The 25,970-nt window shown below is 71.8% G+C and carries 25 protein-coding genes and 2 pseudogenes; 14 read left to right on the top strand and 13 right to left on the bottom strand.

What is annotated here, in order from left to right:
• Positions 1–228: 228 nt before the first annotated feature.
• Both P8T65_RS34405 and P8T65_RS34400 read left to right on the top strand, forming a co-directional pair.
• On the top strand, positions 229–1,254 hold the full coding sequence (locus P8T65_RS34405) for an ATP-binding cassette domain-containing protein (protein WP_316729084.1): 1,026 nt from the start codon (positions 229–231) through the stop codon (positions 1,252–1,254).
• Positions 1,251–2,081: an ABC transporter permease gene (locus P8T65_RS34400; protein ID WP_316729083.1), complete on the top strand. Its 831-nt coding sequence runs from the start codon at positions 1,251–1,253 to the stop codon at positions 2,079–2,081. The genes P8T65_RS34405 and P8T65_RS34400 overlap by 4 nt, the downstream gene beginning before the upstream one ends.
• Positions 2,082–2,103: 22 nt before the next feature.
• On the opposite strand, the gene P8T65_RS34395 is transcribed toward P8T65_RS34400, so the two are convergent.
• Complete coding sequence (locus P8T65_RS34395) at positions 2,104–5,520, bottom strand: BTAD domain-containing putative transcriptional regulator (RefSeq protein ID WP_316729082.1); 3,417 nt, start codon at positions 5,518–5,520, stop codon at positions 2,104–2,106.
• Between the two features lie 120 nt (positions 5,521–5,640).
• Between P8T65_RS34395 and P8T65_RS34390 the strand changes: the two genes are divergently transcribed.
• A complete protein-coding gene (locus tag P8T65_RS34390; protein WP_316729081.1) occupies positions 5,641–7,044 on the top strand; it encodes a recombinase family protein in 1,404 nt (467 codons plus the stop codon).
• Between the two features lie 146 nt (positions 7,045–7,190).
• On the top strand, positions 7,191–7,988 hold the full coding sequence (locus tag P8T65_RS34385; protein ID WP_316729080.1) for a site-2 protease family protein: 798 nt from the start codon (positions 7,191–7,193) through the stop codon (positions 7,986–7,988).
• Here P8T65_RS34385 and P8T65_RS34380 read toward each other — a convergent pair.
• From P8T65_RS34380 to P8T65_RS34370, 3 genes are all read right to left on the bottom strand, one after another.
• Positions 7,975–8,187, bottom strand: a complete 213-nt coding sequence (locus P8T65_RS34380; RefSeq protein ID WP_316729079.1) for a hypothetical protein — start codon at positions 8,185–8,187, stop codon at positions 7,975–7,977. The two genes, P8T65_RS34385 and P8T65_RS34380, sit on opposite strands and share 14 nt — an antisense overlap.
• Positions 8,188–8,269: 82 nt before the next feature.
• Positions 8,270–8,998 carry an NADPH-dependent F420 reductase gene (gene npdG / locus P8T65_RS34375; protein ID WP_316729078.1) on the bottom strand — a complete coding sequence of 243 codons (729 nt, stop codon included), beginning with the start codon at positions 8,996–8,998 and terminating at the stop codon, positions 8,270–8,272.
• Positions 8,999–9,035: 37 nt separating this feature from the next.
• Complete coding sequence (locus P8T65_RS34370; RefSeq protein ID WP_316729077.1) at positions 9,036–10,118, bottom strand: sialidase family protein; 1,083 nt, start codon at positions 10,116–10,118, stop codon at positions 9,036–9,038.
• A gap of 145 nt (positions 10,119–10,263) precedes the next feature.
• On the opposite strand from P8T65_RS34370, the gene P8T65_RS34365 reads away from it, so the two are divergent.
• Positions 10,264–10,866: a hypothetical protein gene (locus P8T65_RS34365; RefSeq protein ID WP_316729076.1), complete on the top strand. Its 603-nt coding sequence runs from the start codon at positions 10,264–10,266 to the stop codon at positions 10,864–10,866.
• 231 nt (positions 10,867–11,097) lie between these two features.
• On the top strand, positions 11,098–11,937 hold the full coding sequence (locus P8T65_RS34360) for an MHYT domain-containing protein (protein ID WP_316729075.1): 840 nt from the start codon (positions 11,098–11,100) through the stop codon (positions 11,935–11,937).
• Between the two features lie 26 nt (positions 11,938–11,963).
• Here P8T65_RS34360 and P8T65_RS34355 read toward each other — a convergent pair whose 3' ends face one another.
• Complete coding sequence (locus P8T65_RS34355; RefSeq protein WP_184894890.1) at positions 11,964–12,191, bottom strand: hypothetical protein; 228 nt, start codon at positions 12,189–12,191, stop codon at positions 11,964–11,966.
• A gap of 67 nt (positions 12,192–12,258) precedes the next feature.
• On the opposite strand from P8T65_RS34355, the gene map reads away from it, so the two are divergent.
• Together map and P8T65_RS34345 are read left to right on the top strand one after the other, a co-directional pair.
• Entirely contained in the window at positions 12,259–13,116 is an 858-nt protein-coding gene (map, locus tag P8T65_RS34350) for a type I methionyl aminopeptidase (protein WP_184894888.1), read from the top strand.
• 237 nt (positions 13,117–13,353) lie between these two features.
• A complete protein-coding gene (locus P8T65_RS34345; protein WP_184894886.1) occupies positions 13,354–14,022 on the top strand; it encodes a heme oxygenase (biliverdin-producing) in 669 nt (222 codons plus the stop codon).
• 125 nt (positions 14,023–14,147) lie between these two features.
• On the opposite strand, the gene P8T65_RS34340 is transcribed toward P8T65_RS34345, so the two are convergent.
• Complete coding sequence (locus tag P8T65_RS34340; RefSeq protein ID WP_316729074.1) at positions 14,148–14,792, bottom strand: PhzF family phenazine biosynthesis protein; 645 nt, start codon at positions 14,790–14,792, stop codon at positions 14,148–14,150.
• A 211-nt stretch (positions 14,793–15,003) separates the two neighbouring features.
• Between P8T65_RS34340 and P8T65_RS34335 the strand changes: the two genes are divergently transcribed.
• The 5 genes and pseudogenes from P8T65_RS34335 (at position 15,004) to P8T65_RS34315 (ending at position 18,764) form a co-directional block, all read left to right on the top strand.
• Complete coding sequence (locus P8T65_RS34335; protein WP_316731817.1) at positions 15,004–16,017, top strand: iron ABC transporter permease; 1,014 nt, start codon at positions 15,004–15,006, stop codon at positions 16,015–16,017.
• A complete protein-coding gene (locus P8T65_RS34330) occupies positions 16,014–16,928 on the top strand; it encodes a heme ABC transporter ATP-binding protein (protein ID WP_316729073.1) in 915 nt (304 codons plus the stop codon). Before P8T65_RS34335 ends, P8T65_RS34330 begins: the two co-directional genes overlap by 4 nt.
• Before the next feature lie 17 nt (positions 16,929–16,945).
• Positions 16,946–17,290 (top strand): annotated as a pseudogene (locus P8T65_RS34325) (IS200/IS605 family accessory protein TnpB-related protein); the annotation flags it as partial.
• A gap of 63 nt (positions 17,291–17,353) precedes the next feature.
• Positions 17,354–17,713, top strand: a pseudogene (locus P8T65_RS34320) (FTR1 family protein); the annotation flags it as partial.
• Positions 17,670–18,764, top strand: a complete 1,095-nt coding sequence (locus P8T65_RS34315; RefSeq protein WP_316729072.1) for a hypothetical protein — start codon at positions 17,670–17,672, stop codon at positions 18,762–18,764. The pseudogene P8T65_RS34320 and the gene P8T65_RS34315, both read left to right, overlap by 44 nt.
• Before the next feature lie 56 nt (positions 18,765–18,820).
• Here the strand turns inward: P8T65_RS34315 and P8T65_RS34310 are convergent, their stop codons facing one another.
• Positions 18,821–19,573, bottom strand: a complete 753-nt coding sequence (locus P8T65_RS34310) for a bifunctional DNA primase/polymerase (RefSeq protein WP_316729071.1) — start codon at positions 19,571–19,573, stop codon at positions 18,821–18,823.
• 221 nt (positions 19,574–19,794) lie between these two features.
• Complete coding sequence (locus P8T65_RS34305) at positions 19,795–20,430, bottom strand: TetR/AcrR family transcriptional regulator (protein WP_316729070.1); 636 nt, start codon at positions 20,428–20,430, stop codon at positions 19,795–19,797.
• Positions 20,431–20,526: 96 nt separating this feature from the next.
• Here P8T65_RS34305 and P8T65_RS34300 point away from each other — a divergent pair, with 96 nt between their 5' ends.
• On the top strand, positions 20,527–20,757 hold the full coding sequence (locus tag P8T65_RS34300) for a DUF6243 family protein (protein WP_316729069.1): 231 nt from the start codon (positions 20,527–20,529) through the stop codon (positions 20,755–20,757).
• 21 nt (positions 20,758–20,778) lie between these two features.
• Here P8T65_RS34300 and P8T65_RS34295 read toward each other — a convergent pair whose 3' ends face one another.
• The 5 genes from P8T65_RS34295 to P8T65_RS34275 form a co-directional block, all read right to left on the bottom strand.
• Positions 20,779–21,489, bottom strand: coding sequence for a VOC family protein (locus P8T65_RS34295; protein WP_316729068.1), 711 nt, complete (start codon positions 21,487–21,489; stop codon positions 20,779–20,781).
• Entirely contained in the window at positions 21,486–22,034 is a 549-nt protein-coding gene (locus tag P8T65_RS34290) for a GNAT family N-acetyltransferase (RefSeq protein ID WP_316729067.1), read from the bottom strand. The genes P8T65_RS34295 and P8T65_RS34290 overlap by 4 nt, the downstream gene beginning before the upstream one ends.
• A gap of 72 nt (positions 22,035–22,106) precedes the next feature.
• Positions 22,107–23,135: a small ribosomal subunit Rsm22 family protein gene (locus P8T65_RS34285; RefSeq protein WP_316729066.1), complete on the bottom strand. Its 1,029-nt coding sequence runs from the start codon at positions 23,133–23,135 to the stop codon at positions 22,107–22,109.
• Between the two features lie 96 nt (positions 23,136–23,231).
• Entirely contained in the window at positions 23,232–24,452 is a 1,221-nt protein-coding gene (locus P8T65_RS34280; protein WP_399101373.1) for a serine hydrolase domain-containing protein, read from the bottom strand.
• A complete protein-coding gene (locus P8T65_RS34275) occupies positions 24,362–25,906 on the bottom strand; it encodes a Bcr/CflA family efflux MFS transporter (protein WP_316729065.1) in 1,545 nt (514 codons plus the stop codon). The genes P8T65_RS34280 and P8T65_RS34275 overlap by 91 nt, the downstream gene beginning before the upstream one ends.
• Positions 25,907–25,970 lie beyond the last annotated feature (64 nt).

Below are 25,970 nucleotides of genomic sequence, written 5' to 3'. Positions count from 1 at the left end.
GTCGGGTGCGGGTGAGTGGGGGCCGTTCGCGCAGTTCCCCGCGCCCCTGAAAAGCAGGGGCTGCGCCCCGTGCTTTTCCCAGGCCCGCAGGGCCTGGGCTTTCAGGGGCGCGGGGAACTGCGCGAGAAGCCCCACCGGAGCCGCACCCGACAACGCACCCCTCGCCCCCATCCCCCATGTCGGCGACCTGTCGGTGGTTTGTCGGTGAGGGCTGGGACCGTCGTCCTCATGACACGAATCGACAAGAACGCCAGCGGCGCGAAGGGCGCTGTCGCCGTGCGGGGGCTGGTCAAGCACTACGGGGAGACCAGGGCGCTGGACGGTGTCGACCTGGATGTGCGGGAGGGCACGGTGATGGGCGTGCTCGGCCCGAACGGGGCGGGCAAGACCACGCTCGTACGGTGCCTGTCCACGCTGATCACGCCGGACGCGGGACAGGCGACCGTGGCCGGGTACGACGTCGTACGGCAGCCGCGCCAGCTGCGTCGGGTGATCGGCCTGACCGGCCAGTACGCCTCCGTGGACGAGAAGCTGTCCGGCTTCGAGAACCTGTACATGATCGGCCGCCTGCTCGACCTGCCCCGCAAGGAGGCCAAGAGCCGCGCGACCGGTCTGCTGGAGCGGTTCTCGCTGACCGAGGCCGCCGGACGCCCGGCGGGGACGTACTCCGGCGGTATGCGACGGCGGCTCGACCTGGCCGCGTCCATGATCGGCAGCCCGGCCGTGCTGTACCTGGACGAGCCGACGACCGGTCTGGACCCGCACACCCGCAACGAGGTGTGGGCCGAGGTGAAGCGGATGGTCGGTGACGGTGTGACCGTGCTGCTGACCACCCAGTACATGGAGGAGGCCGAGCAGCTGGCCTCCGAGCTGACCGTGATCGACCGGGGCAAGGTGATCGCGGGCGGCCGGATCGAGGAGCTGAAGGCGCAGGTCGGCGGGCGTACGCTCCGGGTCCGGACGGCCGACCCGGTGCACCTGCGTCCGCTGGCCGAGGAGCTGGACGGCCTGGGGATCACCGGGCTCGCCACCACCACCGTGGACACCGAGACCGGCACCCTCCACGTGCCGATCCTCAGCGACGAGCAGCTGACCGCCGTCGTCGGCGTGATCACCGCGCGCGGCGTCACCATCGCCTCGATCAGCACCGAACTGCCCAGCCTGGACGAGGTGTTCCTGTCGCTCACCGGTCACAGTGCCAGTGCGCTCCAGGACGCCGCCACGTCCCCCGCCCATGAAGGAGTCGCCGTATGAGCGCCGCCACCACCGTCCCCACGACCGGTGAGATCGTCGAGACCGACGGCCGAATCGGACCGCGGGCGCACGCCCGGCACACCGGCGCGCTCGTCCGGCGCAATCTGCTGTGGATCCGGCAGGACCCCGAATCGATGTTCGACGCGGTGCTCCTGCCGATCATCCTCACACTGCTGTTCGTGTACGTCTTCGGCGGGTCCATCGGCCAGTCCCTTGGCGGCGGCCAGGACGCGTATGTGCAGTACGTGGTGCCCGGTCTGATGGCGATGCTGGGCATGAACATCGCCATGGGGGTCGGTACCGGTTTCAACGAGGACTTCCAGAGAGGGATCATGGACCGTTTCCGGTCCCTGCCGATCGGCCGTTCCTCCGTCCTCCTCGCGAAGATCGGCGTCGAGCTGATGCGGATGCTCGTCGCCACGGCGATCCTGATGGCCGTCGCGACCCTCGTGGGCTTCCGCGTGGCCGACTGGGCCGGGCTGCTGACCGCCGTCGGTCTGGCCGTCGTCTTCGGCTCCTCCGTGATGTGGATCTTCCTCGTGCTGGGCGTGACCCTCAAGAACGCCCAGTCCGTGCAAGGGATGGGCATGATGGTGCTGATGCCCCTGCAGTTCGGCTCGTCGATCTTCGCGCCCACGCAGACGATGCCCGGCTGGCTGCGGGCCTTCACCGACTACAACCCGCTGTCCGCCCTCGCGGACGCGGCGCGCGGCCTGATGGTGGGCGGCCCCGTCGCCCACGGCCTGTGGGTGACGCTGGCCTGGTCCGCGGTACTGACGCTGGTGATGGCGCCGATCGCGATCCACAAGTTCCGTACGAAGAGCTGACGAACGTCACGCGAGGCGAGGCTCAGATCAGGGCGGCGGCCTCCTCCAGCGTGAGGGCGCCGCCCTCGGTGTACGCCGTCTCGTACGCCAGGTCGTCGAGGACCGCCCGGACACCGGACTCGGCCAGGGCGCGGTTCTCGGCCTCCGTCGGGCTGGGTTCGCGGCCGGTCGGCTGCAGCGCGTCGGCGGCGCCCAGGAGCCGCGCCGCGTCACGGGCGCGGACACCACCGTCCAGGCCCACGAAAGCGAGGGCGGCGACGACGAGATGCTGGGCGGGCAGGTGCGGCGCGATCATCCGGCTCATCGGGTCGCCGATCTGCTCCATCGCCTGACGCATCAGGTCCAGGGACGCGGCGTGGCGTCCGTCCAGCGTCTCCAGCCATGCCTCGACGCCGAGCACGAACCCGGAGAACACCACGAAGTTGATGGCGGCGAAGGACTCGCGCAACCGTCGCATCTCCTCCCGCGCCTCGCTCGTGCGTCCTGTGCGGGCAAGTTGGATCACCAGGAAGAGACGGGCCGCTGCGGCGGCTTCGTCGGCGGTGTCCTGCCCGTCGGCCAGCACGTCACGCAGCATGCGCTCGCCCCGCTCGGTGTCACCGCACTCCAGGAGCAGTCCGCCGAGCCGTGCGCCGAGGACGCCCTGCTGGGCACGGACGCCGAGCCGTTCCGCGTACTCGATGGCCCGCTCGAAGTCCGCTGCGGCACCCGCGTAGTCGCCCTTGCGCTCCCGGGCCTCGCCACGCGCCGAGAGCGCTTCCGCGGCGCCCCACGCGTCCTGGACCCGCTCGAAGATCTCCAGGGCTTCGTCGGCGTCGTGCGTGGCGTCGCCGACCCAGTCGGTCCGGTTGGCGAGGATGCCGGCCCGCGTCTGCAAGGCCTGGCCCAATTCCCAGGTGTAGCCGAACTCCCGGCAGCCGCGGACGGTCGCGTCGCTGAGCTCGCGGGTGCGGTCCATGTCACCGGACAGCAGTACGGCGTAGAACCACAGGTAGCCCGGGTAGCGGCAGGTCTGCGGCTGACCGGGGCGGTAGGTCTCACCGATGACGCGCAGTCTCTCCTTGGCCTGCGGGGTCTCCCAGGCGGTCAACTCCATGTCCATACAGGCCATATGGACGAGATGCACTCCGCGCCGGGCCTCTTCGAGCAGTTCGGGACACATGGGCGGCGGGTTGTCGGTGCAGCGTTCGAGCAGGTCGGGGACGTGGCGTGCGGGCGCGGTGAAGGGGTTCGGGCCGAGTGCCCTGACCTCGGTGGACCAGTGGCGGGCCTCCAGTCGCAGGTCGCGTATCTGCCAGTACCAGCACAGCGAGAGGGTCAGACAGAGTGCCTCCTGCTCGTCCCGCTCGGCGACGGCGCGCCTGAGCGCGGTACGGATGTTCTCGTACTCCAGCTCCAGCAGCTCGATCGCGCCCCGCTGGCCGGAGCCGCGCAGCAACGGGTCGGTGACGCGGGCGAGTTCGCGGTAGTACGTGAGGTGCGCGCGCTCGGCGGCTGGGCGGGTGCCCGTCTCGTCGAGCCGTTCACCGGCGTACTCGACGACGGTCTCCAGGAGGCGGTAACGCATCTCGCCGCCGGAGCCGCCGGAGCTCCCGGAGCCGTCGGTGGCGGCAGAAGGGGCGGCCACGACAAGCGACTTGTCCACGAGGGAGCCGAGTGCCTCCAGTGCGGCGGGACCGCAGACGGCCTCGGCGGCGGCCAGGTCGCAGCCGCCGGCGAACACCGACAGCCGCCGCAGGACGTCCCGTTCGTCCTCGTCGAGGAGCTCCCAGGACCAGTCGACGACCGCGCGCAGGGTCTGCTGCCGGGGTAGCACGGTACGGCTGCCGGAAGTGAGCAGCCGGAAGCGGTCGTCGAGACGGTCGGCGATCTGGCGGGGCGTCAGCATCCGCAGCCGGGCCGCCGCCAGCTCGATCGCGAGCGGCAGGCCGTCGAGGCGCCGGCAGATCTCGGCGGCGGCCTCCGGGTCGGCGTCGACGGTGAAGCCGGGCCGGGCGGCCGCTCCCCGGTCGGCGAGCAGGCGCAGCGCGTGGGGCTGCGTCAGCGGTTCCACCGGGCGCAGCAACTCCCCCGGTACGCCGAGGGGTTCACGGCTGGTGGCCAGGACGGTCAGCCCCGGACACCGTCGGAGGAGCTGGTCGACGAGGTGGGCGGCGGCGTCCACGACGTGTTCGCAGTTGTCGAGGATCAGCAGCATGCGACGGCCGGCGCAGTGCTCGGTGAGGCGGACCAGGGGGTCGTCCTGGCGGTCCGCCGCGACGCGCATCTCCTCGGCGCCGGCGCCCCTCAGGACGGTCTCGCGGGCACCGAGGGCGGTCAGGACGGCCTCCGGGACGTTCGCGGGGTCGTCGACGGGGGCGAGTTCGGCGAGCCAGACGCCGTCCGGCAGGGCTGGGGCGAGCGCCTCGCCGGCCTCCTGGGAGAGGCGGGTCTTGCCCGCGCCGCCGGGGCCGAGGAGGGTCACGAGGCGGCTGGTGGTGAGGTCGTCGCGGATCGTGTCTATGTCGGTGTCCCGGCCGACGAAGGAGGTGAGGCGGGCGCGGAGGTTGCCCGGGGGGCGGGTGGGGTGGGGGGACTGGGCCCGATTTTCGCCCCCGCCGCCCCTACCCGTCCCATCCCCAGGGGCGCTGCCCCTTCGACCCCGAGGCGGTGCGTTGTCGGGTGCTGGTTCGTGGGGGTTCTCGCGCAGTTCCCCGCGCTCCTGACGGGGCACTGGTTGGTCGGATCTCAGGAGTTCCGCGTGGAGTTTGCGCAGGGCGGGGCCGGGGGTCGTGCCCAGGCGGTCGGCCAGGAGGCGGCGTACCCGTTCGTAAGCGGCCAGGGCCTGCGCCGTGCGGCCGGTGTCGCGGAGGGCGCGCAGGCGCAGGGCCTGCAGGGGTTCGTCGAGGGGGTGGATGTCGCAGAGGGCGGTGAGGTCGGGGAGGGCGGTGTCGGGGCGGCCCAGGGCCAGGGCGGCGGTGAGGCGGATGCGCTGGGCGTCGAGGCGGCGGGTCTCCCAGCGGGCCGCCTCGGCGGCGCGGTCGGGGAGGTCGGCGAGGGGCGGGCCCTGCCAGAGGGCGAGCGCGTCGTCGAGGACGTCGGCGGCCTTGGCCGGGTCGCCGCCGGCGAGCGCGCGGACGCCCTCGTCCGTGAGGCGCTCGAAGCGGTGCAGGTCGACGTCGTCCCGGGTGGCCGTGAGCCGGTAGCCGCCGTTCACCGAGGCGACCGCTTCCGGGCCGAGCGCCCTGCGCAGCCGGCCGACCAGCGCCTGCAGTGCGCCGGGCGCGTCGGCGGGCGGATCGTCGGACCACACCTCGTCGACGAGGAGGGCCGCGGGCACCGTACGTCCCGGCCGCAGCGCGAGCACGGTCAGCAGGGCACGCAGACGTGCGCCCCCGACGGGGACGGGGGTGCCGTCGGACTGCAGGGCCTGGGTGGTGCCGAGGATGCGGTAGCGCACGGGGCCATTCTCACTCGCCCCCCGGTATTGACGAACTCACTTTTGACGCACCCCAGGGAAGCGAGGGCTGACGTGTGAAACTCTCAGCTCCTTAGATACAAACACGCTAGCTTGGCCTGCATGGAGAGATCACCTAGAGCACTCATCACCGTCCGACTGACCGTCCGAACCGAGTCGACCACCAGCCCCGAGCGGCAGATCGAAGAGTGCAGGTCCTATTGCGAGGCGCGCGGCTGGGAGGTCGCGGGCATCGCCAGAGATCTCCCCGTCTCCGCCACCGCCGTTCCACCATGGCAACGGCCGGAGCTGTCCCGCTGGCTCGACGAACGCGCCCCCGAATTCGACGTCATCGTCTTCTGGCGACTCGACCGGTTCGTTCGCCGGGTTGGTGACCTTCACAAGATGATCGAGTGGGCGAGGACCCACGGCGGAAAGGGCCTCGTATCCGCCACCGAACCGTTCGACCTCACGAGTCCGACCGGCAGGGCGACAGCCGCCATGATCGCCACCTTCGCCCAGATGGAAGCGCAGGCCGGGGCCGAGCGAGTCGCATCTGCGCGTGCGCGCCTGCTCATCTCCACACGGTGGGGCGGGAGTTCGCCGCCCTTCGGTTACAGGACGTACGCGAGAGACGGGGCCCGTTACCTGGAGATCAATCCCGAGACGGCGGCTGTCGTACGGGAGGCCGCTCGGCGCGTCATCGGCGGCGAATCCGTCAACGCCGTCTGCCGAGACTTCGAGGCACGAGGGGTACCGGCGCCTGCGGACACGTACCAGCGCAACAAGTCGGGGAAGGATTTCATCTGGTACCCGCGCACACTGAAGGGGATCCTCACCTCGCCCACACTGCTCGGCTGGAAGACACGGAGCGAAGTCGTGCCCGGCAGGAAGTACAGGAAACGTGTACTGGTTCGCGATCAGGAGGGCGACCCGGTGCGCGTGGCCGAAGGAGTGCTGGAGCAAGAGACGTTCGACCGTCTGCAGAGCGCCCTGGCCGCTGCAGCCTCACCGTCGAGCCGCCGTCCCGTGACACCCCGGACCCCGCTCCTCGGTGTGATCAAGTGCGGCGGGTGCGGCAAGAACCTTCGACTCCACACCACCAGGAAGCGACGCAAGGACGGTACGTACCGGATCACCGAGAAGATCCGCTGCCTCTCGCGCGTCGGCTCCCCGGCGTGCCCCGGCTATGTGTTCGTGCCCGCCGACGACATCGTCACGCCGATCCTGGGCATGCTGGTCGAGGCGGCCGGGCACACACCCGTCGTCCGCCGTGAATACGTCCCGCGAACCAGGACCAGCAGTGAGACCGACCCGCCGCCCCATGCCGTCGACGAGGATCACTGGCAGTTCGTGCCACTCGGTTCAACCTTCGCCGAGCGGTGGCTGAGCATGGAGATCGCGGATGTCGGTGAGGACCTGGTCCGTGCCGGCATCACGATCAGATGCCATCCCCGAGAACGCGGCGGTCACGTTGCCGAGATTCCCGGAGACTTCCAGCAGCGCCTTGCCAGGTTCCTGGAGTGAGCCGGGGTCCCACGGCGGGTGATCAGGTGCCGAAGGGAGAATCGCCTCGGGAGAGCAGCCGCCTCTCAGGACGTTGTCCTCGTGTTCACCATCGCAGTCGATTCTCCTCGCCCATGCGGGCGGCCGTCTCTCAGGAGCCCTGACACATGACCCTCACCTCTCGCGCCAGCGACCACCGGATCAGCCCGGTCTTCCTAGGGATCGTCGCCGTCATGGCGGTCACCGGGTGGGCGGTGTGGACAGGCTTCGCGTCAGGTCCGGGGCTCGCCGTCTTTCTCTTCGTCACCTCGGCCTGGGTGGTCTCCCTCTGCCTGCACGAGTACGCGCACGCCCGTACCGCGCTGCACGGGGGCGACATCACCGTGGGCACGAAAGGCTACTTGAGCCTCAATCCACTCGCCTACACACACGCCCTGCTCAGCATCGTGCTGCCCGTCGTCTTCGTGATCATGGGCGGGATCGGTCTGCCCGGTGGTGCCGTGTTCATCGAGCGGGGCCGGATCCAGGGCCGCTGGAAGCACAGTCTGATCTCTGCGGCGGGACCGCTGACGAACGTGCTGTTCGCGGCCGTCTGCACCGCACCCTTCTGGCTGGGCGTCACCGACGGCGTGCCGAGGGCCTTCCTCTTCGCCCTCGCCTTCCTGGCGATGCTCCAGGTCACGGCGGCGATCCTGAACTTCCTGCCGGTGCCCGGCCTGGACGGCTACGGCGTCATCGAGCCCTGGCTGTCGTACAAGATCCGTCGCCAGGTGGAGCCGCTGGCGCCCTTCGGGCTGCTGCTGGTCTTCGCGGTGCTGTGGATCCCGGCGGTGAACGGCGTGTTCTGGGACGTGATCGACGCGTTCATGCGGGGCCTCGGCATCGAGGACCAGCTCTCCGACTGCGGCTACTGGCTCTACCGCTTCTGGCGCGAGGACAGCGACATCTGCCTCACCGGGATGTGACGGCCTCGCGCCCCTGCCTGGCCTTGCGGACGTAGTACCAGGTCATGTTGGACGACAGCCCTGCCATCAGCACCCACACCACACCCAGCCAGCTGCCCCGGCTGAAGGAGACCACGGCCGCGGTGATCGCGAGGAGACAGACGACGAGCGCGTAGAGGGCGAGGCGCCGGGCCGGGTCGGGAGGGAGCAAGAGGGGCATGGGGGTCGGCTCCTGGGAAGGCGGTCGGACGAGGTGGTGCGCCGTCCAGTGTCCCCCATGCACCGGGGCCCGCGTGCGGCGGCTACACGTCCGTGAGGCGGATGCCCGCGTGGGCCTTGTACCGGCGGTTCACGGAGATCAGGTTGGCGACCAGCGACTCGACCTGGTGGGCGTTGCGCAGCCGGCCGGCGAAGATGCCGCGCATCCCGGGGATGCGGCCGGCCAGCGCCTGCACGATCTCGACGTCGGCACGCTCCTCGCCGAGCACCATCACATCGGTGTCGATCTCCTCGATCTCCGGGTCCTCCAGGAGGACGGCGGAGAGGTGGTGGAAGGCGGCGGTGACCCGCGAGTCCGGCAGCAGGGCGGCGGCCTGCTCGGCGGCGCTGCCCTCCTCCGGCTTCAGCGCGTAGGCGCCCTTCTTGTCGAAGCCGAGCGGGTTGACGCAGTCGACGACGAGCTTGCCGGCCAGTTCCTCGCGCAGCGATTCGAGGGTCTTGCCGTGGCCGTCCCAGGGCACCGCGACGATCACGATGTCGCTGCGGCGCGCGGTCTCGGCGTTGTCGGCGCCCTCGACGCCGTGCCCGAGTTCCTCGGCGACGCCCTGGGCGCGGTCGGCGGCCCGGGAGCCGATGATCACCTTCTGGCCGGCCTTGGCGAGACGGTAGGCGAGGCCCTTGCCCTGCGGACCGGTGCCGCCGAGCACGCCGACGACGAGCCCCGAGACATCCGGCAGGTCCCAGGGGTCCTTGGCAGGGGCCTTCACGGGGGTCTGCGCTGCGGACTGCTGTGCACTGTCAGTAGAGGTCATGGGCCGACTTTACGTGCGGGTCCGGCGTGGACGACGGTCAGGTGAGCGCGGTCAGGGGGATCCGGCGGAACGTGATCGTCTCGTACGCGCTGAAGTCGCCCGTCTCGTAGAGCAGTCCGACGGTGTCCCGGTCGGCGCGTACGAGATCGGAGTACGCGGCGGGCAGCCCGTCGACGGTGTGGACGGAACGCCAGGTGACGCCGCCGTCGTCGCTGGCGCGGACGGTCATCAGGGCGCGGAAGCCGGGGTCGGCGGGGCCGGAGTGGAGGAGCAGGTCGGGGTCGCTGAGCTGGAGGACGCTGCCCTCGACGACCGGGCCGACGATGCCCGCCTGCGGCCGGAACGGCTTGACCAGGCTCTCGCCGCCGTCCGTGGAGTGGGCGTCGGCGCGGGTGCCGGGGGACGGAGAGTCGTTGCGGGTGTTGAAGTAGACCCGGCCGTCGGGGAGTTCGGCGGCGGTGGTCTCGTTGACGTTGATGTATCCGTCGATGTTGTCGTCGACGTATCCGATGCGCCAGCCGGCGCCCGCGTCGTCGCTCAGCAGGCAGTGTCCGCCGTTGTACCTGCCCTCCGTGCCGTTGTCCGCGCCGGTGGGCGGGAGGGAGTGGTTGGCGGGGACGACGACACGGCCGGTGGTGAGTTGGAGCGCGTGGCCGGGGGTGGTGGCGTACCACCGCCACTCGGGCTTCTTGGTCTGCCGGGTGATCTCCCTGGGGTCGGACCATGTCCGTCCCTCGTCGTCGCTGTGCTGCACCCAGACCCGACGGCCGTCCGCCGCGCTCACCTCGCCGCGCCGGATGGCGTCCTCCGTGGCGTGCGCGGCGTTGCGGACGTGGACCAGCAGGATCCGGCCGGTGTCGAGGACGACGGGGGCGGGGTTGCCGGCGAGGTCGTCGCCGTTGCCGGCGGCGACCTGGAGCGGGCCCCAGGTCCGGCCGCCGTCCGTCGACCGCTTCACCACGATGTCGATGTTCCCGAAGTCCTCCCGTCCGCCGACCCGTCCCTCGCAGAAGGCGAGCAGGGCGCCGGAGGGGGTGGCGACGACCGCCGGGATCCGGAAGCTGGCATAGCCTTCGCGGCCGGCCCGGAAGGGGACGCTGGACTGGGGCGTGGGGGTCATGAGGGGCTCCTGGGGTGGGGGGCGGCTCGTGGCGTGGTGGTGCGGTGCGCCCGTGGCGGTCGCTGTTCGGCCTGCGTGCCCGGCTCGGGCCAATTCGGGGTGAACACCGGGTCACGAGTGTCCGGTTGCGGCAGGATGCGGGCGCATGGATGCCGTACGGGTCGCGTTGCTGCGTGAGGTGCTCGCCGGGGCGGAGTGGCTGGGGGCCACGCGGCGGTTCGCGGGGGCGCTGCGGGGATCCGTGGTGTCGTACGGCGGTGGGCTGCTGCTCGTCGGTACGGCCGAGTACGAGCCGTGGCATCTCGCGGCGCATCTGGTCGACGAGGCGGCCTGGTCCGGCACGCCGGAACTCGCCCCGACGCTCGTACGGCACTCCGCGCGGCCCTCGGACCCCGCGCACCTGGCGGTGGGGCTCGGCCGGGTGTCGGCGGCGCGGCGGGGCGAGACCCTGCTGGTGGTCGCGCCGTCCGCGCCGGGGACCGCTCTGCTGGAGCGGGTGCACGACGCGCGGCGGGCCGGGGCGACGGTGCTGTCGCTGAACACCGGCGACCGGGATCTCGACGCGCTGGCCCACGAGGCGTTGGCGGCGCCCGCCGAGCCGGTCGTCGACCTGGACACCGTGCAGCACCTGGTGAGCGCGGCCGCCGGGGAGGACGCGGTGCCGGAGCCGAGGGGGCGGCGCCGCTTCCGTGAGCGCCTCTCCCGTCTCACCGACCGGCTGACGTCACCGCCTCCCACCCACTGGTGACGCCGGTCGCCACTCCCGCCTCCCCCGCCTCGGTCATCCCTGTTTCAACGAAACTTCACTCCTGTGTAGGAAGCGTGAGCAGAGTGTGATTGAATCGCGCCATCTCGGCCAGGTGGCTTGTTTCAGCCTCTTGGCCCCTGCGCCCCGCCCTCGGCAGAACGGGGGTGTCGTCCGCGCCCTCACGCGCACCGGACCGAGGCGCATCTCATGTACGCCAGGGGAGGGCCCTACATGAACGCCACCGTCTCCAACTTCCATTTCGGCGCCACGACCCCGGTCGCCGCGTACCTCATGGCGTGCCTCGGGGCGGCGCTCGGGCTGCGGTGCGCGACCCGGTCGCTGCGACGCCCGCACCGCAGAGCCGGGTGGCTGACCCTGGGGGCCGTATCGATCGGCTGCGGCATCTGGACCATGCACTTCATCGCCATGATCGGCTTCAATGTCCAGGGCGCGCTCGTCAACTACGACATGTCGAAGACACTGCTCAGCCTCGCCGTCGCCATCGGCGTCGTCGCGGTCGGCGTGTTCCTCGTCGGCTACCGGGGCGGCTCCGTGCCGACCCTGGCGACGGCCGGCACGATCACCGGGCTCGGTGTCGCGGCCATGCACTACCTCGGCATGGCCGCCGTGCACACCAACGGCACCCTCCACTACGACATCCCGACGGTGATCCTGTCCGTCGTGATCGCCGTCCTGGCCGCCACAGCCGCCCTGTGGGCCGCCGTCTCCATCCACACGCTGTGGGCCAGCATCGGGGCGAGCATGGTCATGGGTGTGGCCGTGACCGGGATGCACTACACGGGCATGGCCTCGGTCTCCGTCCACCTGACGGGCCGGTCCGACGTCTCACAGTCCTCCGCCGACCTGCTGTCGTTCCTCCTGGCCATGCTCGCCGGCCCGCTCGTCGTCCTCCTGGTCGCCGCCGTCATCGTGATGTTCGACCCCGACATGGTGCTCGGCGACGCAGAGTGGGAGAACGCGGCTCGCGCGCCCCGCGAGGGCGGCGCCGGCACCCCCGAACCCCACCGGGCCCCGCACGACGGCAGGACCTCCGCCCCCGCCGAGTGGTGAGGCGAGTGGGGAGGGGGGCCGCGGGATCAGGCGTCGGGCCCCGGGGACGGGGTGTCGTGCCAGCGCGGGTCCGTCTCCCACTCCTCGTTGCGCTCCCGGGCCGTCTCCATGGCCCGGGTGGCGTCCTGACGGGAGGCATAGGGACCCATGCGGTCCTTGCCGGGGCAGTCGGGGCCCTCCTCGACCTTCTTGTGCTCCAGGCAGTAGAACCACTCACCGGGCTTGCCGGCCGTACGCCGTTTGAACAGGGGCATGAGCTGAGTTCCCTTCGCCAGTCCTCACCGACATGGTCCCCCACCACCGCTGGTTAAACTCGCTGGCATGTCTGGCCAGTCGCTGCTCGCACCGGGGAAGCTCTCCCCCGCCCGCCCCGTACCGGGGAACATCCGCCGTCCCGAGTACGTGGGCAAGCCCGCCCCGACTCCGTACACCGGGCCGGAGGTGCAGACCCCGGAGACGATCGAGGCGATGCGGATCGCCGGCCGGATCGCGGCCCGGGCGATGGCCGAGGCCGCCAAGCACATCGCCCCCGGGGTCACCACGGACGAGCTGGACCGGGTGGCGCACGAGTACATGTGCGACCACGGGGCCTATCCCTCGACGCTCGGCTACCGCGGCTTCCCCAAGTCGCTGTGCACCTCGGTCAACGAGGTCATCTGCCACGGCATCCCCGACTCGACCGTGCTGCACGACGGCGACATCGTGAACCTGGACGTGACGGCGTACATCGGCGGCGTCCACGGCGACAACAACGCCACCTACCTGGTCGGCGAGGTCGACGAGGAGTCGAAACTGCTCGTCGAGCGGACCCGGGAGTCGCTCGCCCGTGCCATCAAGGCCGTCAAGCCGGGACGGCAGATCAACATCATCGGGCGCGTCATCGAGTCCTACGCGAAGCGGTTCGGGTACGGGGTCGTGCGCGACTTCACCGGGCACGGGATCAACTCGTCGTTCCACTCCGGGCTGATCGTCCCGCACTACGACTCCCCGCACGCCACCACCCTGATCCAGACCGGGATGACCTTCACCATCGAGCCGATGCTGACGCTCGGGTCGTACGACTACGACATGTGGGACGACGGCTGGACGGTCGTGACGAAGGACCGCAAGCGGACCGCGCAGTTCGAGCACACGCTGGTGGTCACGGAGACCGGCGCGGAGATCCTCACGCTGCCGTAGAGCCACCGGACCCAGCTCCGCTGCGGCGGCCCCGCCCCCGCTTCGCCCTGCCACAACCCGCCGTCGGCCTCCCGCCGTGCGGCGGGTTCTCTCTTGCGCGGATTCCATGTGGAGGTGGCGGGGATCCGGGGTAGCGTTTTTACCGACAGGGAGTCGGGAACCTGTTGACTTAGGTAAGCCTAACCACAGAAACTGGCAACAGGTTCGCGCTCATCCCCATCGGCACCGGAGGCCTCCATGAACGCGTCGGTCACATCGGACACGGCGTTCTCCACGCTCATCCGCACCGCCTCGCACGAGCAGCACACCGAGGCGGAGAGCACGACGTTCATGGCCGACATGCTGGGCGGCAAACTCGGTGTCGAGGCGTACACGCGCTACACCGAGCAGCTGTGGTTCGTGTACGAGGCGCTGGAGAGCGCCGCCCCCGGGCTGGCCCACGACCCGGTCGCGGGACCGTTCGTGCAGCCCGAGCTGATGCGGCTGGGCGCGCTGGAGCGGGACCTGGAGCATCTGCGCGGCCCCGGCTGGCGGTCGACGCTCACGGCGCTGCCGGCGACCGAGGAGTACGCGGCACGGGTCGCGGAGTGCGCGCGCACCTGGGCCGGCGGGTATGTGGCCCACCACTACACGCGGTATCTCGGGGACCTGTCGGGTGGGCAGATCATCCGGGACCGGGCCGAGAAGACGTGGGGCTTCGCCAAGAAGGGCGACGGGGTGCGGTTCTACGTCTTCGAGGAGATCACCAACCCGGCCGCGTTCAAGCGGGGGTACCGGGAACTGCTGGACCAGGTGCCGGCCGATGAGCTGGAGAAGCAGCGGATCGTGGGTGAGTGCAAGCGGGCGTTCGCGCTCAACACCGCGGTCTTTCTTGCCTTGGGTGACGAGTTTCCGTTGAGTGCGTGAGCGCTGCGCCCGCTGGGGCGGGGGTGTGGGGGTCGTGGGATCAGTGCGGGTGCGTGGGGGCTGATCGCCCTGTTCCCCGCGCCCCTGACGGGCACGGGATGCCGCCCCCTGTTCCGTAGGCGCCCTCAGCGTTCCAGGAACACCCTGCCGCCGACCTCGACCCAGCCGTGCGGCTGCGGGGCCGTGAGGAGTTGGGAGCCGGTGCCCTGGGTGATGTTCAGGGCTCGGCCGAGGTGGGCGGTGAGTTGGAGGGCCGCCGCGCCGGTGGCCTCGTCCTCGTCGATGCCGTCGTCTCGGCCGGGGAAGGCGCGGGCGCGGATGCGGCCGGCGGCCTCGTCCTCCCAGGCCCAGGCATAGATCCACTCGCCGGGCGGCGGGACGCGTAGGTCGTCGACCTCGGCGGCGGAGGCGTACTGGCGGAAGGTGCGGGGCGGGGCCCACTCCGGCTGGGCCTCGATCCAGCTGAACTCGCCGTCCAGCCGGGCGCCCACGAGACCGGCCTGGGTGACCAGTTCGGGCGCGTCGAGCAGCCAGGCCGCGCCCACGCAGGGGTGTCCGGCGAAGGGCAGGCGCTGCGAGGGGGTGTAGATGTCGATGACACCGCGCTCGGGGTCGTCCACGAACACGGTCTCGCTGAAGCCGAGTTTGGCGGCGAACTCCTGGCGCTCGGCGCGGTCGGGCATGACGGAGCCCTCACGGACGACGCCCAGTTCGTTGCCGTATCCGCCGCGGGGTCCGCAGAACACCCGCAGCACATCGAAGTCGGTCACCCCCGCATTGAAACATCAACCGGGCCCCGGGTCGTACCAGGTCACCGCACCGCCGCCGACCCGACCGGCAGCCCCGAACCCACCCATGAGAGGACCACGTGACCTTACTGAGCAAGCCGGTTGATCCGGAGAGAGCCGACGACACCGACGACATTGACGACTCGGGCGGGGCCACAGGGGCCGACGGGGTCGGCGTCGGCGGGCCCCTCTTCTGCTGACCGTCGGTCTCGTCGTCGCGCTGTTCGTTCTGGTGCCGGTCGCCGGTGGGCTCGGGGCCTATCCCATCCCGACCGGTGACGTGATCTCCTCGGTCGCCCATCGGATCGGGCTCGGCGGGGCGGAGCTGGCACGCGTGCCCGAGTCGGTGCTGTGGAACGTCCGGTTCCCGAGGATCGTGCTGGCGTTGCTGATCGGCGCGTCGCTCGGGTGCGCGGGGGCGCTGATGCAGGGCGTCTTCGGGAACCCCCTCGCGGAGCCGAGTGTCATCGGGGTCTCGCTGGGCGCGGCGGTGGGCGCGGTCGCGGCGATCGCGTTCGGGATCACGTTCCTCGGGAACTGGACGGTCTCGGTCCTCGCGTTCGTCGCCGGGCTGATCACCGTGTTCGTGGTGTACGCGATGTCGCGGTCGGGGGGCCGGACCGAGGTCGTGACGCTGATCCTCACCGGTATCGCGGTGAACGCGTTCGCCGGCGCCACGATCGGGCTGTTCATCTTCCTCGCGGAGGACACGGCGGCCGTCAACCAGATCACGTTCTGGCAGTTGGGCTCGCTCGCGCAGTCGACGTGGCCGAAGGTGCTGGCCGTGCTGCCGTGCGCGGTGATCGGGCTGGCCGTGGCACCGTTCCACGCCCGCAAGCTGGATATGCTCGCGCTCGGTGAGCGGCCGGCACGGCATCTCGGGGTGGACGTGGAGCGGCTGCGGGTCGTGCTGATCCTGGTCGTCGCGCTGCTGACCGCCGCCGCCGTGAGCGTGTCGGGCGTCATCGGGTTCGTGGGGCTCGTCGTGCCGCATCTGCTGCGGATGGCGGCGGGGCCGGGGCACCGGTTCCTGATCCCGGGCAGCGCGCTCGCCGGGGCGGTCGTCCTGCTGGCGGCGGACCTCGCGGCCCGCACGATCGTCCAGCCGGCGGAGCTGCCCCTGGGCGTCCTCACCGCCCTGATCGGCAGCCCGTTCTTCTTCTGGCTGCTCCGCAGGACCCGTCGCAAGCAGGGAGGCTGGGCATGAGGGCGACATCGGGCGCGGAGGCTCTACGTCGGCTCCTCCAGGGACGTTTCGGCCCGGGGGCGCCCACTCCCCCGCCCCCGTCCCGCCCCGGTGACGTCCTCGCCGAGGCCGACGGTGTCACCGTCCGCCTCGGGGCGCGCGAGGTCCTGCGCGGCGTGTCCGTCGCGGCCCGCGCGGGAGAGGTGCTCGCGCTGGTCGGGCCCAACGGCGCGGGGAAGTCGACGCTGCTGGGCGCGCTGGCGGCGGACCTGCCGGTGGCCGGTGGGGTCGTACGGGTGCACGGGCGGCCGGTGCGTGAGTGGTCGGCGCTCGAACTTGCCCTGCGCCGGGCCGTGTTGCCGCAGTCCGCCGCCCTGTCGTTCCCGTTCACCGTGGCGGAGGTCGTCCGCATGGGGCGGGCCCCCTGGGCGCGGCAGCCCGGCGGGGTCGGCGAGGAGGACTCCGACGACGTGGCCGTGGCGGAGGCGATGGGGGTGACCGAGGTCGCCGGGTTCGCGGCGCGGCCCTTCTCCGCGCTGAGCGGCGGCGAGCGCGCCCGGGTGACGCTGGCGCGGGTGCTCGCGCAGCGGGCGCCGCTGCTGATGCTGGACGAGCCGACGGCCGCGCTGGACCTCCGGCACCAGGAGTTGGTGCTGCGGGTGTGCCGGGAGCGGGCGGGGGCCGGGGACGCGGTGGTCGTCGTCCTGCACGACCTCGGACTGGCGGCGGCGTACGCGGACCGGGTGGCCGTGCTGCGTGACGGGCGGATCGCGGCGGACGGGCCGCCGGCCGACGTCTTCGAGGAGGGCCTGCTGTCGGAGGTGTACCGGCAGCCGGTGGAGGTGTTCCCGCATCCGCGGACCGGTGATGTCCTGATCACACCGAAACGGGGTTCCCTGCCGCTCGCCGGGGAGCGCACGAGGGCGGTTTAGCTCGACCGTGCGATGGTCGGCTTCCGGGCCAGCACTGGCAGAAACCCCTCACCACCACCAGCCGCACCACCACCCGCCACGACGCTGCTGCCGTGGCGATCGGAAGGCGCGCCCAGCAACACCCGATCCGGCGACGGACGGCACCGCCCCCACAGCACCGGAGAGATGCGGTGGGGCATCGGACCGTCCAGGCCCGACCAGGTGTTCCCGGGCGTGAGGAAACCCGCCCCCGCATCCCCGGACCACGGACACGATCCGTGCCGCCCGGACGCGGAGCGAACGCGGGCAACCAGAACGCCCAACACCGTCCGGGGCGTTCGGCCGAGCATGAGACCTGGCAACAGGACTCACTCCCGCTCAGCCCCTGGGAACGGTTCATCCCGGTGCAGCGCGATCTGGCCACGGACGCGCTCAGCGTCGGACCGGACCTCGCGAAGTTCTTCACCTGGACCGGCGGCATGCTGGTCGTGGTCGTGGTCGCGGCCAGCGTCCTCGCGTACGGCTTCCACGACCTCCAGGAGGCCGACTTCGTGCCCGGCCTGACCGACACGGCGTTCGACATCACCGGGACGATCCCGCCGGACAGCTGGTACGGCACCCTCCTGAAGGGTGTGTTCAACTTCCAGCCCGACCCGACGGTCCTCCAAGTCACGGTCTGGGTCCTCTATCCGGTCCCGACGCTCGCGCTGTTCCTGGCCCCGGTAGGGTTCGCCTCCGGGAAGGGGAAGGTGAAGATTCCTGATGAGCAGGGTGCGCGGGGTTCGGAGCCCACTGAGGCTTCGTGAGGTTCGTCCGGTTCGCACGGTCGGGAGGTTCCTCGGGCTTCGTCTCCGGGGCGGGCTTCGTCGCCGGGGCGGGCTTCGCGCGTACGGGCGTGGCGCGCTGGTGACCACGGCGGTGACCGCGCTGTCGTTGACGGCGAGCGGGTGCGTGGTGGTCCGGGGCGACCTGGAGATCCTTCCCGCCGCGACCCGGGCGGAGGCGGAGCGCGCGCTGCAGGACTTCACCACCGCGTACAACAAGGCGGACCAGGCCAACGACCAGTCCCAGGACGCCTCCCGGGTCACCGGCGCGCTCGCCGACATCGACGGCGGCAAGCTCCGTTCGGGCGCGAAGCTCAACCCGGGCGGCAACCCGAACCATGTGCCGCTGAAGCTGGCCGACGTCACGTACACGATCCCGGAGAAGGCGGCGTGGCCGCGCTGGTTCGTCGTCGACGCCACCGCCAACAAGGGCAACGCGACGGACCGCTGGCTGTTCGTCTTCACCCGGGACGGGCTGACCGATCTGTGGGAGGTCTCCTTCCTCACGATCGTGCCGGCCGCCGACATGCCCGAGTTCAAGAAGGACGAGGACGGCTACGCCCAGGTGGTGCAGCCCGACGACGCCGAACTCTCCGTGGAGCCCGCGCAGTTGCCCGACCGGTACGTGACGTACCTGGAGGAGGACAGCGCGCTCTTCGCGGACGGGCCGTACACCTCCGAGGAGCGCGCGCGGCGCCGGCGGAACGCGGAGAAGCCGGGCCTGGCGCGGCAGTACATCGACGAGGCCCTCACCAACGGTGACTACGCGCCGGTGGGACTGCGCACCACGGACGGCGGGGCGCTGGTCTTCTTCACCACCCGCACCTACCAGAAACAGACCGCCGCGCCCGGGGTGAGCATCCCCGTCAACGACGCGGCCGTGCGCGCCCTGATGACGGGCGAGCCGAAGCAGTCCCTGACCCTGGAGTTCGTGTACAACCAGGCAGTGCTCGACCCGGCGAAGACGGAGTCCGACCAGCAGGTGCGGGTCGTGAGCCAGGTGGGCGGACTGACGGGCGCCAAGGGCGAGTGACCGCCGGGGTGCGGTGGCGCCCGGCCGGGGGCGGAGTTCAGCCGTGGCGGACCGGGTCAGCCGCGGGAGGGCCAGGCCGCGTTCGTGTGGTCCGGCTGCTCGCCCACATGGCGTGAGCAGGCGTCGGTGAGGATCTCCAGCAGGCTCAGCGGGTCCGGCAACGGGTGCTCGGGGCCGCGTACCCAGTGGACGCCGAGGTCACCGGGGAGCCGGGCCGGCGGGACGAGAACGTAGGACCCGCGGCAGTGCCAGCGCAGGCCCGGGTGCTCGTCCATGGTCTCGGGGTGGCAGTCCAGCTCGCAGGGCCACCACTCGTCCTCGTCCTCGGGCGTACCCCGGGTGAGGGTGAAGAACAAGAGCCGTCCGTCGTCGGACTCGGACTCGAACTCCGCGACGGGGCCCACCTCGATCCCGGCGGCGAGCAGCCGCTCCAGGGCTTCGCGTCCGGCGGCGAGCGGGACGTCCAGCACGTCGTGGACCATGCCCGTCGCGGTGATGAAGTTGGCCTGCGGCTGGTGCCGGGCCCAGCGCTCGATCTGGCCGCGGTCGGTGGTGGACTGCGTCTGCCAGGCGAACGACACCGGGTGCCGGGCGGGGGTGGGACAGCCGACGCGGTCGCACGAACACCGATAGCCCGAGGGGTACGCGGCGGGCGCGAGCGGGAGTCCGGCGGAGGCCGCGGCGAGCAGCAGCTCCTCACGGCCGGTGTCGTCGGCGGCCGGGTCGAGCGGGCGGCCGGTACGACGGGCACGCAGCCACTCGGAGAACCTGCCCTGCCGACCGGTCCGGCCGCCGAACGTCGCGCTCATCTATCGCCTCGCCTCGCTGTGGTGCGGACAGCATGTCCCCATGGTCCCACCATCCTGCGCCGCGGGTGGCCGGAGCCCACATCCGGGGTACGTGGGGCGATGCCGGAGCGCGGACAGGGATGGCGGGTTATCCCGTGCTTTGAGGTGATTTACCGGCCACGCTCCGGTCCCGCTCGATCGACACCGGGTCGCCTTGGTCACACCCGCACGGGGTCGTCGGCTCAGCGGGGCGCGAGGCCGTGCAGGGCGTACTCGACGAGGGCGTCCGTGTACGCGTAGGAGATGGGGCCCGTGTGCTGCAGCCAGCGCTGGGCGAGCGGGGAGACGAAGAGCTCCAGGGCGATCCGCGGGTCGATGTCGGGGCGCACGGCGCCCTGTTCCTGGGCCGCGCGCAGGCGCTTCACATACAACTGGAGCTGGGGTTCGAGCAGTTTGCCGACGAACTCGACGCCGAGTTCCCGGTTGACCACCCCCTCGGCGGCCAGGGCGCGGGAGGGGACCTCGAACTTGGGGTCGAGGAGTTCGTCGACGGTCGCGCGCAGGACGGCCTTGAGGTCGGCTTCGAGGTCCCCGGTGTCCGGGATCTCGTACTCGGTGTGCTCGCCGATCACCTCGGGCCGGGCGGCCGCCTCCGCCGCCTGGTTGCTCAGATCGAGGAACGCCTCCAGCAGGACCTCCGCCTTCGAGGACCACCACCGGTAGATCGTCTGCTTGCCGACGCCGGCGCGGGCGGCGATGCCCTCGATGGTCGTCTTCTGGTAGCCGACCTCACCGACGAGGGCGAGGGCGGCGTCGTAGATGGCGCGACGCGACTTCTCGCTGCGCCGGGCGGAATCAGGGGCGGTCTTCTTGGCCATGACGCGAATTTATCAGGTTGACAAGACGATGCGTCTCGCCGCATGGTGGTGAACATCGACGAGACGCATCGTCTCGCCACTGGAAGGGAGACCGTCATGACCCGAGGTGGAGCAGGAAACATGCTGGGAGTGGGCGGCGCCCGCCGGCACCTGGGCCGCGAGGCCCTGCGCGGCGGCCCCGCGGGCGGCCGCGTCGGCGGTGGCCTCGACCCCCAGGCCCAGAAGCGGGAACTGCTGCGCAAGCTGCAGGAGAAACGGCAGGAAGGACGGGCGGCCACGGCTACGGACGGTACGGCGGCGGACCGTACGGCCGGCGAGTCGTCGTGAACCGGCCGGGGGCCGCGGGCTTCAGCGGTCCCCGAGGCGGTGGTGGTGGAGCTGGACCACCCGGAGGGCGAGTCCTTCCGGGCTGGTCAGCCGCAGTGCGGGGCGACCGGCGTCCGCCGACGACGAGACCCGGCCATGGACTCGGGCCGCGACGGCCTCCAAGTCTTCGACGCCGACCATGACCTCCCACTGCGGCGCGTCGCCCACGACGAAGTCGGCGCGGGCGAACGTCGTGCCGGTCACCACCCGGTAGAACTCCCTTGCCCTGTCCGGCTGTTGACAGGTCAGAACCATGCGCTGCGGGGTGCCGGGGGCACGCGGCGGGAACTCCCATCCGCGGAACCGGTACGGCTGCCAGAAGGAGACGGCCGCACCCACCGGGTCCACCAGCGTGGCCATGCGCCCCTGGTCACCGGCGTCGAACGGCGGGACCACGAGTCGTGCGCCGGCGGCCACCGCCATGGCCGCACGACGGTCGACGACGTCGACCGTCAGGTAGGAGGCGATGTGGGGCGGGGTCTCCGGCGGGTAGACGGGATTCGCCAGGTCGCTCACCCCGCCGATGAGATGACCGTCCGCCGTGGTGATCTTCGTGGACCGGCGCCAGTCCTCCTCGTCCACGGCGAGGTGCCAGCCCAGAGCGGCGGCGAGGAAGGCGGTGGTGCCGGCCAGGTCACGGGTCTTGAGGTCCATCCAGCAGAAGCCGCCGGGGGAAGCAGGGTGGGCGGTCATCCGGCCGGCTCCGATGCGGTCGACTCCGATCCGGTCGACTCCGTTGCGGTCGACTCCGTTGCGGTCGACTCCGATCCGGCCAACTCCAGCATGCCGACCGTCTGCCCCCCGCTGGTCTCCCCCGTCGTGCGGAAGCCGAGGCCGAGGTAGAAGCGCTCCGGGCCGTCGGGGCCGGGGTGCCAGGTGACGTGGACGCGGTCTCCGCCTCGGCGGCGGATCTCGGCGGCCACGGACTCGACGGCGAAGCGGCCGTACCCCCTCCCCTGCTCGTCGGCGGCGATGTTGAGCCGCCAGAGCCCGGAGCGGATGTCGGTGCCCGAGCCGTCGCCCTTCCAGTCGATGTCGAGGAAGGCCATCAGGAAGCCGACGGCGCGGTCGTCGTCCATGATGAGCCGGGGCCAGGCGACCCCGGGGTGGACGTACGCCTCCGCCAGAGACTGCACGACCGGCTCCACCAGGTGTTCCTGGTCGGGGCGGACGCGTACGGCGAGCGCGGCGTCGAGGTTGGCGGGGGATATCTCGGCCAGGTGCGGGGTGGTGGACATGATCGAAGACATAGCCGGAGGCCGCGGGGGCGGCGCAACTGCTTTTCGATCGCGGCGCCCCGGCGGCGGGCCTCAGGACACCTGGTCGTCGTCGCCCACGGCCGGTGGCCAGGCATCGCCCCAGTCCGCGTCGCGGGCCGCACGGTAGAGGAGGCCGTGGCGTTTGGTGACGGTGGTGCGGCTGAGGGACGGCTCGGTCTCGCAGAGGTCGAGGAGGACCTGGCCCTTGCGGATCTGGGGCCTGCGGACGACGCGAGAGGGGGCCGGTGCCGGCGGGAAACGGGTGGCGGCGACGTAGCTGAACTTCTCGTCCTCGTAGGGCAGGGAGCCGCCCTTGACCTGACGGTGCAGGGAGGAGCGGCTGACCCGGGCCGAGAAGTGGCACCAGTCCTCGCCGGGGACGATGGGGCAGGCGGCGCTGTGCGGGCAGGGCGCGGCGATGTGGAAACCGGCGGCGATCAGCCGGTCGCGGGCCTCGATGACCCGGGCGTAGCCGTCGGGGGTGCCGGGCTCGATGATCACGACGGCCCGGGCGGCGGTCGCGGCCGCCTCGACGACGGCCGTGCGGTCGGACGCGGTCAGCTCGCCCAGGACGTAGGAGACGGTGACCAGGTCGGTGTCCTCGATGGTGAGCGCCGAGCCGATGCGGGAGCGCCGCCACTCGGCGGTCTTCAGTTCCGGGTTCGCCGCGGCGATCTCCCGCCCGAGCGCGAGCGCCGGTTCCGCCCAGTCGAGCACGGTGACCGGCCGTGCGCCCTCCCAGGTCGCGTTCACCGCCCAGGTCGCCGCGCCCGTGCCCCCGCCGACGTCCACATGACCGCCGGGCGCCCACCCGGGCACCGCCGCGGCGAACTCCTCCAGCGCCGAGCACACCGCCTCGAACGTCGCCGGCATCCGGTACGCCGCGTACGCGACGACGTCCGAGCGGTCCCGCAGCACGGGCGCGTCCGTCGGCGTGCGCCCCCGGTAGTTCGCGATCAGCCGCTCGACCGCCTGCGTGGCCGACCTCGGCGGCAACCCGTCGAGCAGGCCGGCGAGGGCGGTGCGGAGGGCGTCGGCCGAGGAGGACGGCGAGGAGGGGGCGGAGGCGGGGACGTTCACGGGGTGATTCTACGAGGGGCCGCGAGCCCACCGGGCGCCTCGGCGCCGGCCCTCACCCGCCTCCTCCGTGCCCCTCTGCCCGCGAGGTCCGCCCCGTCACATCCCCCGTACCGCGCGGGCCAGGTGGGTGCCCGCTGTCGCGCGGGTTTTGTTGATGGGGGCGTGGCGGCGGGGGTGGACCGCGTTGGTGAGGAGGATGAGGAAGGTGTCCGTCGCCCGGTCCAGGACCAGGGACGTGCCCGTGAAGCCGGTGTGGCCCGCCGCTCCCCTGCCCGCCAGTTCGCCCATGAACCAGGGCTGGTCGAGGGCGAAGCCGAGGCCCGGTGGGGTCAGCATCAGCTCGACGAAGTCGGGGCCGAGTATGCGGGCGGGGCCGTAGGAGCCGCCGGCGAGCAGGGTGCGGCAGAAGACGGCGAGGTCACGGGCGGTGGAGAAGAGACCCGCGTGACCGGCGACCCCGCCGAGGGACCAGGCGTTCTCGTCGTGCACCCGGCCGCGGATCATGCCCCGCTCCGCCTTCGCCCAGGGCAGGCGCTGGTCCTCCGTCGCCGCGGCGGCCGGGCAGGGGCCGAAGGTCGTCGACGCCATGCCCAGGGGGTGGGTGATGCCGTCGCGGATCAGCACGTCGAGGGTCCGGCCGGTGAGGCGTTCCAGGACGTGTTGGAGGAGCAGGAGGTTCAGGTCGGAATAGAGGTGGGTCGTGCCCGGGGTCGCCGTCGGGGCCTCCGCGCGGAGCATCGCCAGGCGGGCGGTCGGCGACGGGCAGTCGTACAGCGGGAGTTCGGGGCGCAGCCCGGAGGTGTGGGTGAGGAGGTGGCGGACGGTGAGGCCGTGCGCGGCGGCCCCCGTGAAGTCGGGGAGGTACGCCGCCACCTTCGCGTCGATGCCGAGGGTGCCGCGCTCCAGCTGTTGGACGGCGGCCACGGCGGTGAAGAGCTTGGTGAGGGAGGCCAGGTCGAAGGGGGTGTCGGGCCGCGCCGGGACCCGGGAGTCGGGCGGCAGCTCCACTCCGGCCTCGGCGCGCTCGTCGTAGGCCTCGTAGCGGACGGCCCAGCCCGCGGCCTCCTCGACGGCCACGACGGGGCCGCGTCCGGCGAGGACGACGGCGGCGGGGGCCCGGGGGTTGTCGCCCTCCGTCAGCGCGCGCACCTCTCGTGTGAGATGGCGCAGTTCCTCCGGGTCGAGTCCGGCCCGTTCCGGGGTGTCCGTGCGCAGTCTCGGCGCGCTCAGCTCTCCGCTCCCTCCACCGTCGAACCCGTCGTGCCCTTCGAGCCCTTCGAAGTACCCACCGTCGTACGCCTGTTCCAAGGACGGCACAGTGCCACGAAGCAGACCGCGGCCACCAGTGTCGCGGCCACCTGGACGACGGCCATGGGGACGGCCGTGTCCTCGCCGGCGACGCCGACCAGGGGGGACGCTATCGCGCCGATCAGGAAGGACGAGGTACCCAGCAGGGCCGACGCGGAGCCCGCGGCGTGGCGTACCCGCATCAGGGCGAGGGCCTGGGTGTTGGGCAGGGTGACGCCCATCGCGGACATCAGCACGAACAGGGCCACCGCCGTCGGCGCGAGGCCGACCTCGCCGAAGACGCCCAGGGACATCAGCAGCAGCGCGGTCGCGGACACGGCGACGACGGACAGGCCCACCGCGAACACCTTGTCCAGGCTGACCCGGCCGACCAGGATCTTGCCGTTGATCTGGCCGACGACGACCAGGCCGACGGAGTTGACGCCGAAGAGCAGGCTGAAGGTCTGCGGGGAGGCGCCGTAGATCTCCTGGATCACGAACGGGGAGGCGCTGATGTACGCGAAGAGGGCGGCGAAGGCGAAGCCGCCGGCGAGCGTGTAGCCCATGAAGACCCGGTCGGTGAGCAGGCCGCGCATGGCGTGCAGGGTCTCGCCGATGCCGCCGCCGTAGCGTTCGGCGGGGGTGAGCGTCTCGGGGAGCTTCGCCCAGACGATCGCGAGCAGGGCGATGCCGATGGCGGTGAGGACGACGAAGACGCCCCGCCAGTCGGTGACGCGGAGGACCTGACCGCCGATCAGCGGGGCGACGACCGGGGCCACTCCGGAGATGAGCATCAGCGTCGAGAAGAACCGGGCCATCGCGTCGCCGTCGTACAGGTCGCGGACGACCGCCCGCGCGATCACGATCCCGGCGGAGCCGGCGAGGCCCTGCACCAGGCGGAAGGCGATGAGGGTCTCGATGGTGGGGGCGAGGGCGCAGAGCGCGGTGGCGACGATGTAGACGGCGAGGCCGAGCAGGAGGGGGCGTCTGCGGCCCCAGCGGTCGCTCATCGGACCGATCAGCAGCTGGCCGAGCGCCATACCGGCGAGGCAGGCGGTGAGGGTGAGTTGGACGGTGGTGGCGGGGGCGTGCAGGGAGGTGGTGACCTCCGGCAGGGCCGGGAGGTACATGTCCATCGCGAGGGGCGGGGTGGCGGTGAGCCCGCCGAGGATGAGGGTGACGAGGAGACCGGTGCGGCGGAGGCCGGCGCCGCGGAGGGCGGTGGAGGCCGGGGCGGTGGAGGCCAGGGCGGTGGGGCTCGGCTTCGGCTGCGACTGGGGCCTCGGGTGCGACTGGGGCTGCGGCTGTTCCGGCGAGCCGGGCCGCCCTGGCGACCCTGGCCGTCCCGCCGGTCCCGGTCGTTCTGCCGGTCCCGGGCGTCCCGCCCGGTGTTCCGCCCCCGTGCCCGGCCCCGCGTGCTCGTCCGTCGGCGCCGCCGTGTTCGACTCGGCCGGTGCCGAGCCCGGTATGTGCCCCTCGGGCATGTGCCCCTCCCTCTGCGTTCGCTCCGCCACCTATGCTCTCAGCTCGTACGACGTGGGCGGGGTC

Source organism: Streptomyces sp. 11x1 (genome assembly GCF_032598905.1).
In the GTDB taxonomy this organism is placed as follows: domain Bacteria; phylum Actinomycetota; class Actinomycetes; order Streptomycetales; family Streptomycetaceae; genus Streptomyces.
This window is presented reverse-complemented; position numbering and strand designations above follow the sequence as displayed.

What these genes read in the sequence shown, in the direction of transcription:
- P8T65_RS34360 (WP_316729075.1), top strand. Translation starts at nt 11,098, where the DNA reads ATGAACGCCACCGTCTCCAACTTCCATTTCGGCGCCACGACCCCGGTC.
- P8T65_RS34355 (WP_184894890.1), bottom strand. Translation starts at nt 12,191, where the DNA reads ATGCCCCTGTTCAAACGGCGTACGGCCGGCAAGCCCGGTGAGTGGTTC.
- P8T65_RS34290 (WP_316729067.1), bottom strand. Translation starts at nt 22,034, where the DNA reads ATGTCCACCACCCCGCACCTGGCCGAGATATCCCCCGCCAACCTCGAC.
- P8T65_RS34310 (WP_316729071.1), bottom strand. Translation starts at nt 19,573, where the DNA reads ATGAGCGCGACGTTCGGCGGCCGGACCGGTCGGCAGGGCAGGTTCTCC.
- P8T65_RS34300 (WP_316729069.1), top strand. Translation starts at nt 20,527, where the DNA reads ATGACCCGAGGTGGAGCAGGAAACATGCTGGGAGTGGGCGGCGCCCGC.
- P8T65_RS34315 (WP_316729072.1), top strand. Translation starts at nt 17,670, where the DNA reads ATGAGCAGGGTGCGCGGGGTTCGGAGCCCACTGAGGCTTCGTGAGGTT.
- npdG (WP_316729078.1), bottom strand. Translation starts at nt 8,998, where the DNA reads ATGACCTCTACTGACAGTGCACAGCAGTCCGCAGCGCAGACCCCCGTG.
- P8T65_RS34295 (WP_316729068.1), bottom strand. Translation starts at nt 21,489, where the DNA reads ATGACCGCCCACCCTGCTTCCCCCGGCGGCTTCTGCTGGATGGACCTC.
- P8T65_RS34275 (WP_316729065.1), bottom strand. Translation starts at nt 25,906, where the DNA reads ATGCCCGAGGGGCACATACCGGGCTCGGCACCGGCCGAGTCGAACACG.
- P8T65_RS34305 (WP_316729070.1), bottom strand. Translation starts at nt 20,430, where the DNA reads ATGGCCAAGAAGACCGCCCCTGATTCCGCCCGGCGCAGCGAGAAGTCG.
- P8T65_RS34370 (WP_316729077.1), bottom strand. Translation starts at nt 10,118, where the DNA reads ATGACCCCCACGCCCCAGTCCAGCGTCCCCTTCCGGGCCGGCCGCGAA.
- P8T65_RS34345 (WP_184894886.1), top strand. Translation starts at nt 13,354, where the DNA reads ATGAACGCGTCGGTCACATCGGACACGGCGTTCTCCACGCTCATCCGC.
- P8T65_RS34330 (WP_316729073.1), top strand. Translation starts at nt 16,014, where the DNA reads ATGAGGGCGACATCGGGCGCGGAGGCTCTACGTCGGCTCCTCCAGGGA.
- P8T65_RS34405 (WP_316729084.1), top strand. Translation starts at nt 229, where the DNA reads ATGACACGAATCGACAAGAACGCCAGCGGCGCGAAGGGCGCTGTCGCC.
- P8T65_RS34390 (WP_316729081.1), top strand. Translation starts at nt 5,641, where the DNA reads ATGGAGAGATCACCTAGAGCACTCATCACCGTCCGACTGACCGTCCGA.
- map (WP_184894888.1), top strand. Translation starts at nt 12,259, where the DNA reads ATGTCTGGCCAGTCGCTGCTCGCACCGGGGAAGCTCTCCCCCGCCCGC.
- P8T65_RS34365 (WP_316729076.1), top strand. Translation starts at nt 10,264, where the DNA reads ATGGATGCCGTACGGGTCGCGTTGCTGCGTGAGGTGCTCGCCGGGGCG.
- P8T65_RS34385 (WP_316729080.1), top strand. Translation starts at nt 7,191, where the DNA reads ATGACCCTCACCTCTCGCGCCAGCGACCACCGGATCAGCCCGGTCTTC.
- P8T65_RS34400 (WP_316729083.1), top strand. Translation starts at nt 1,251, where the DNA reads ATGAGCGCCGCCACCACCGTCCCCACGACCGGTGAGATCGTCGAGACC.
- P8T65_RS34380 (WP_316729079.1), bottom strand. Translation starts at nt 8,187, where the DNA reads ATGCCCCTCTTGCTCCCTCCCGACCCGGCCCGGCGCCTCGCCCTCTAC.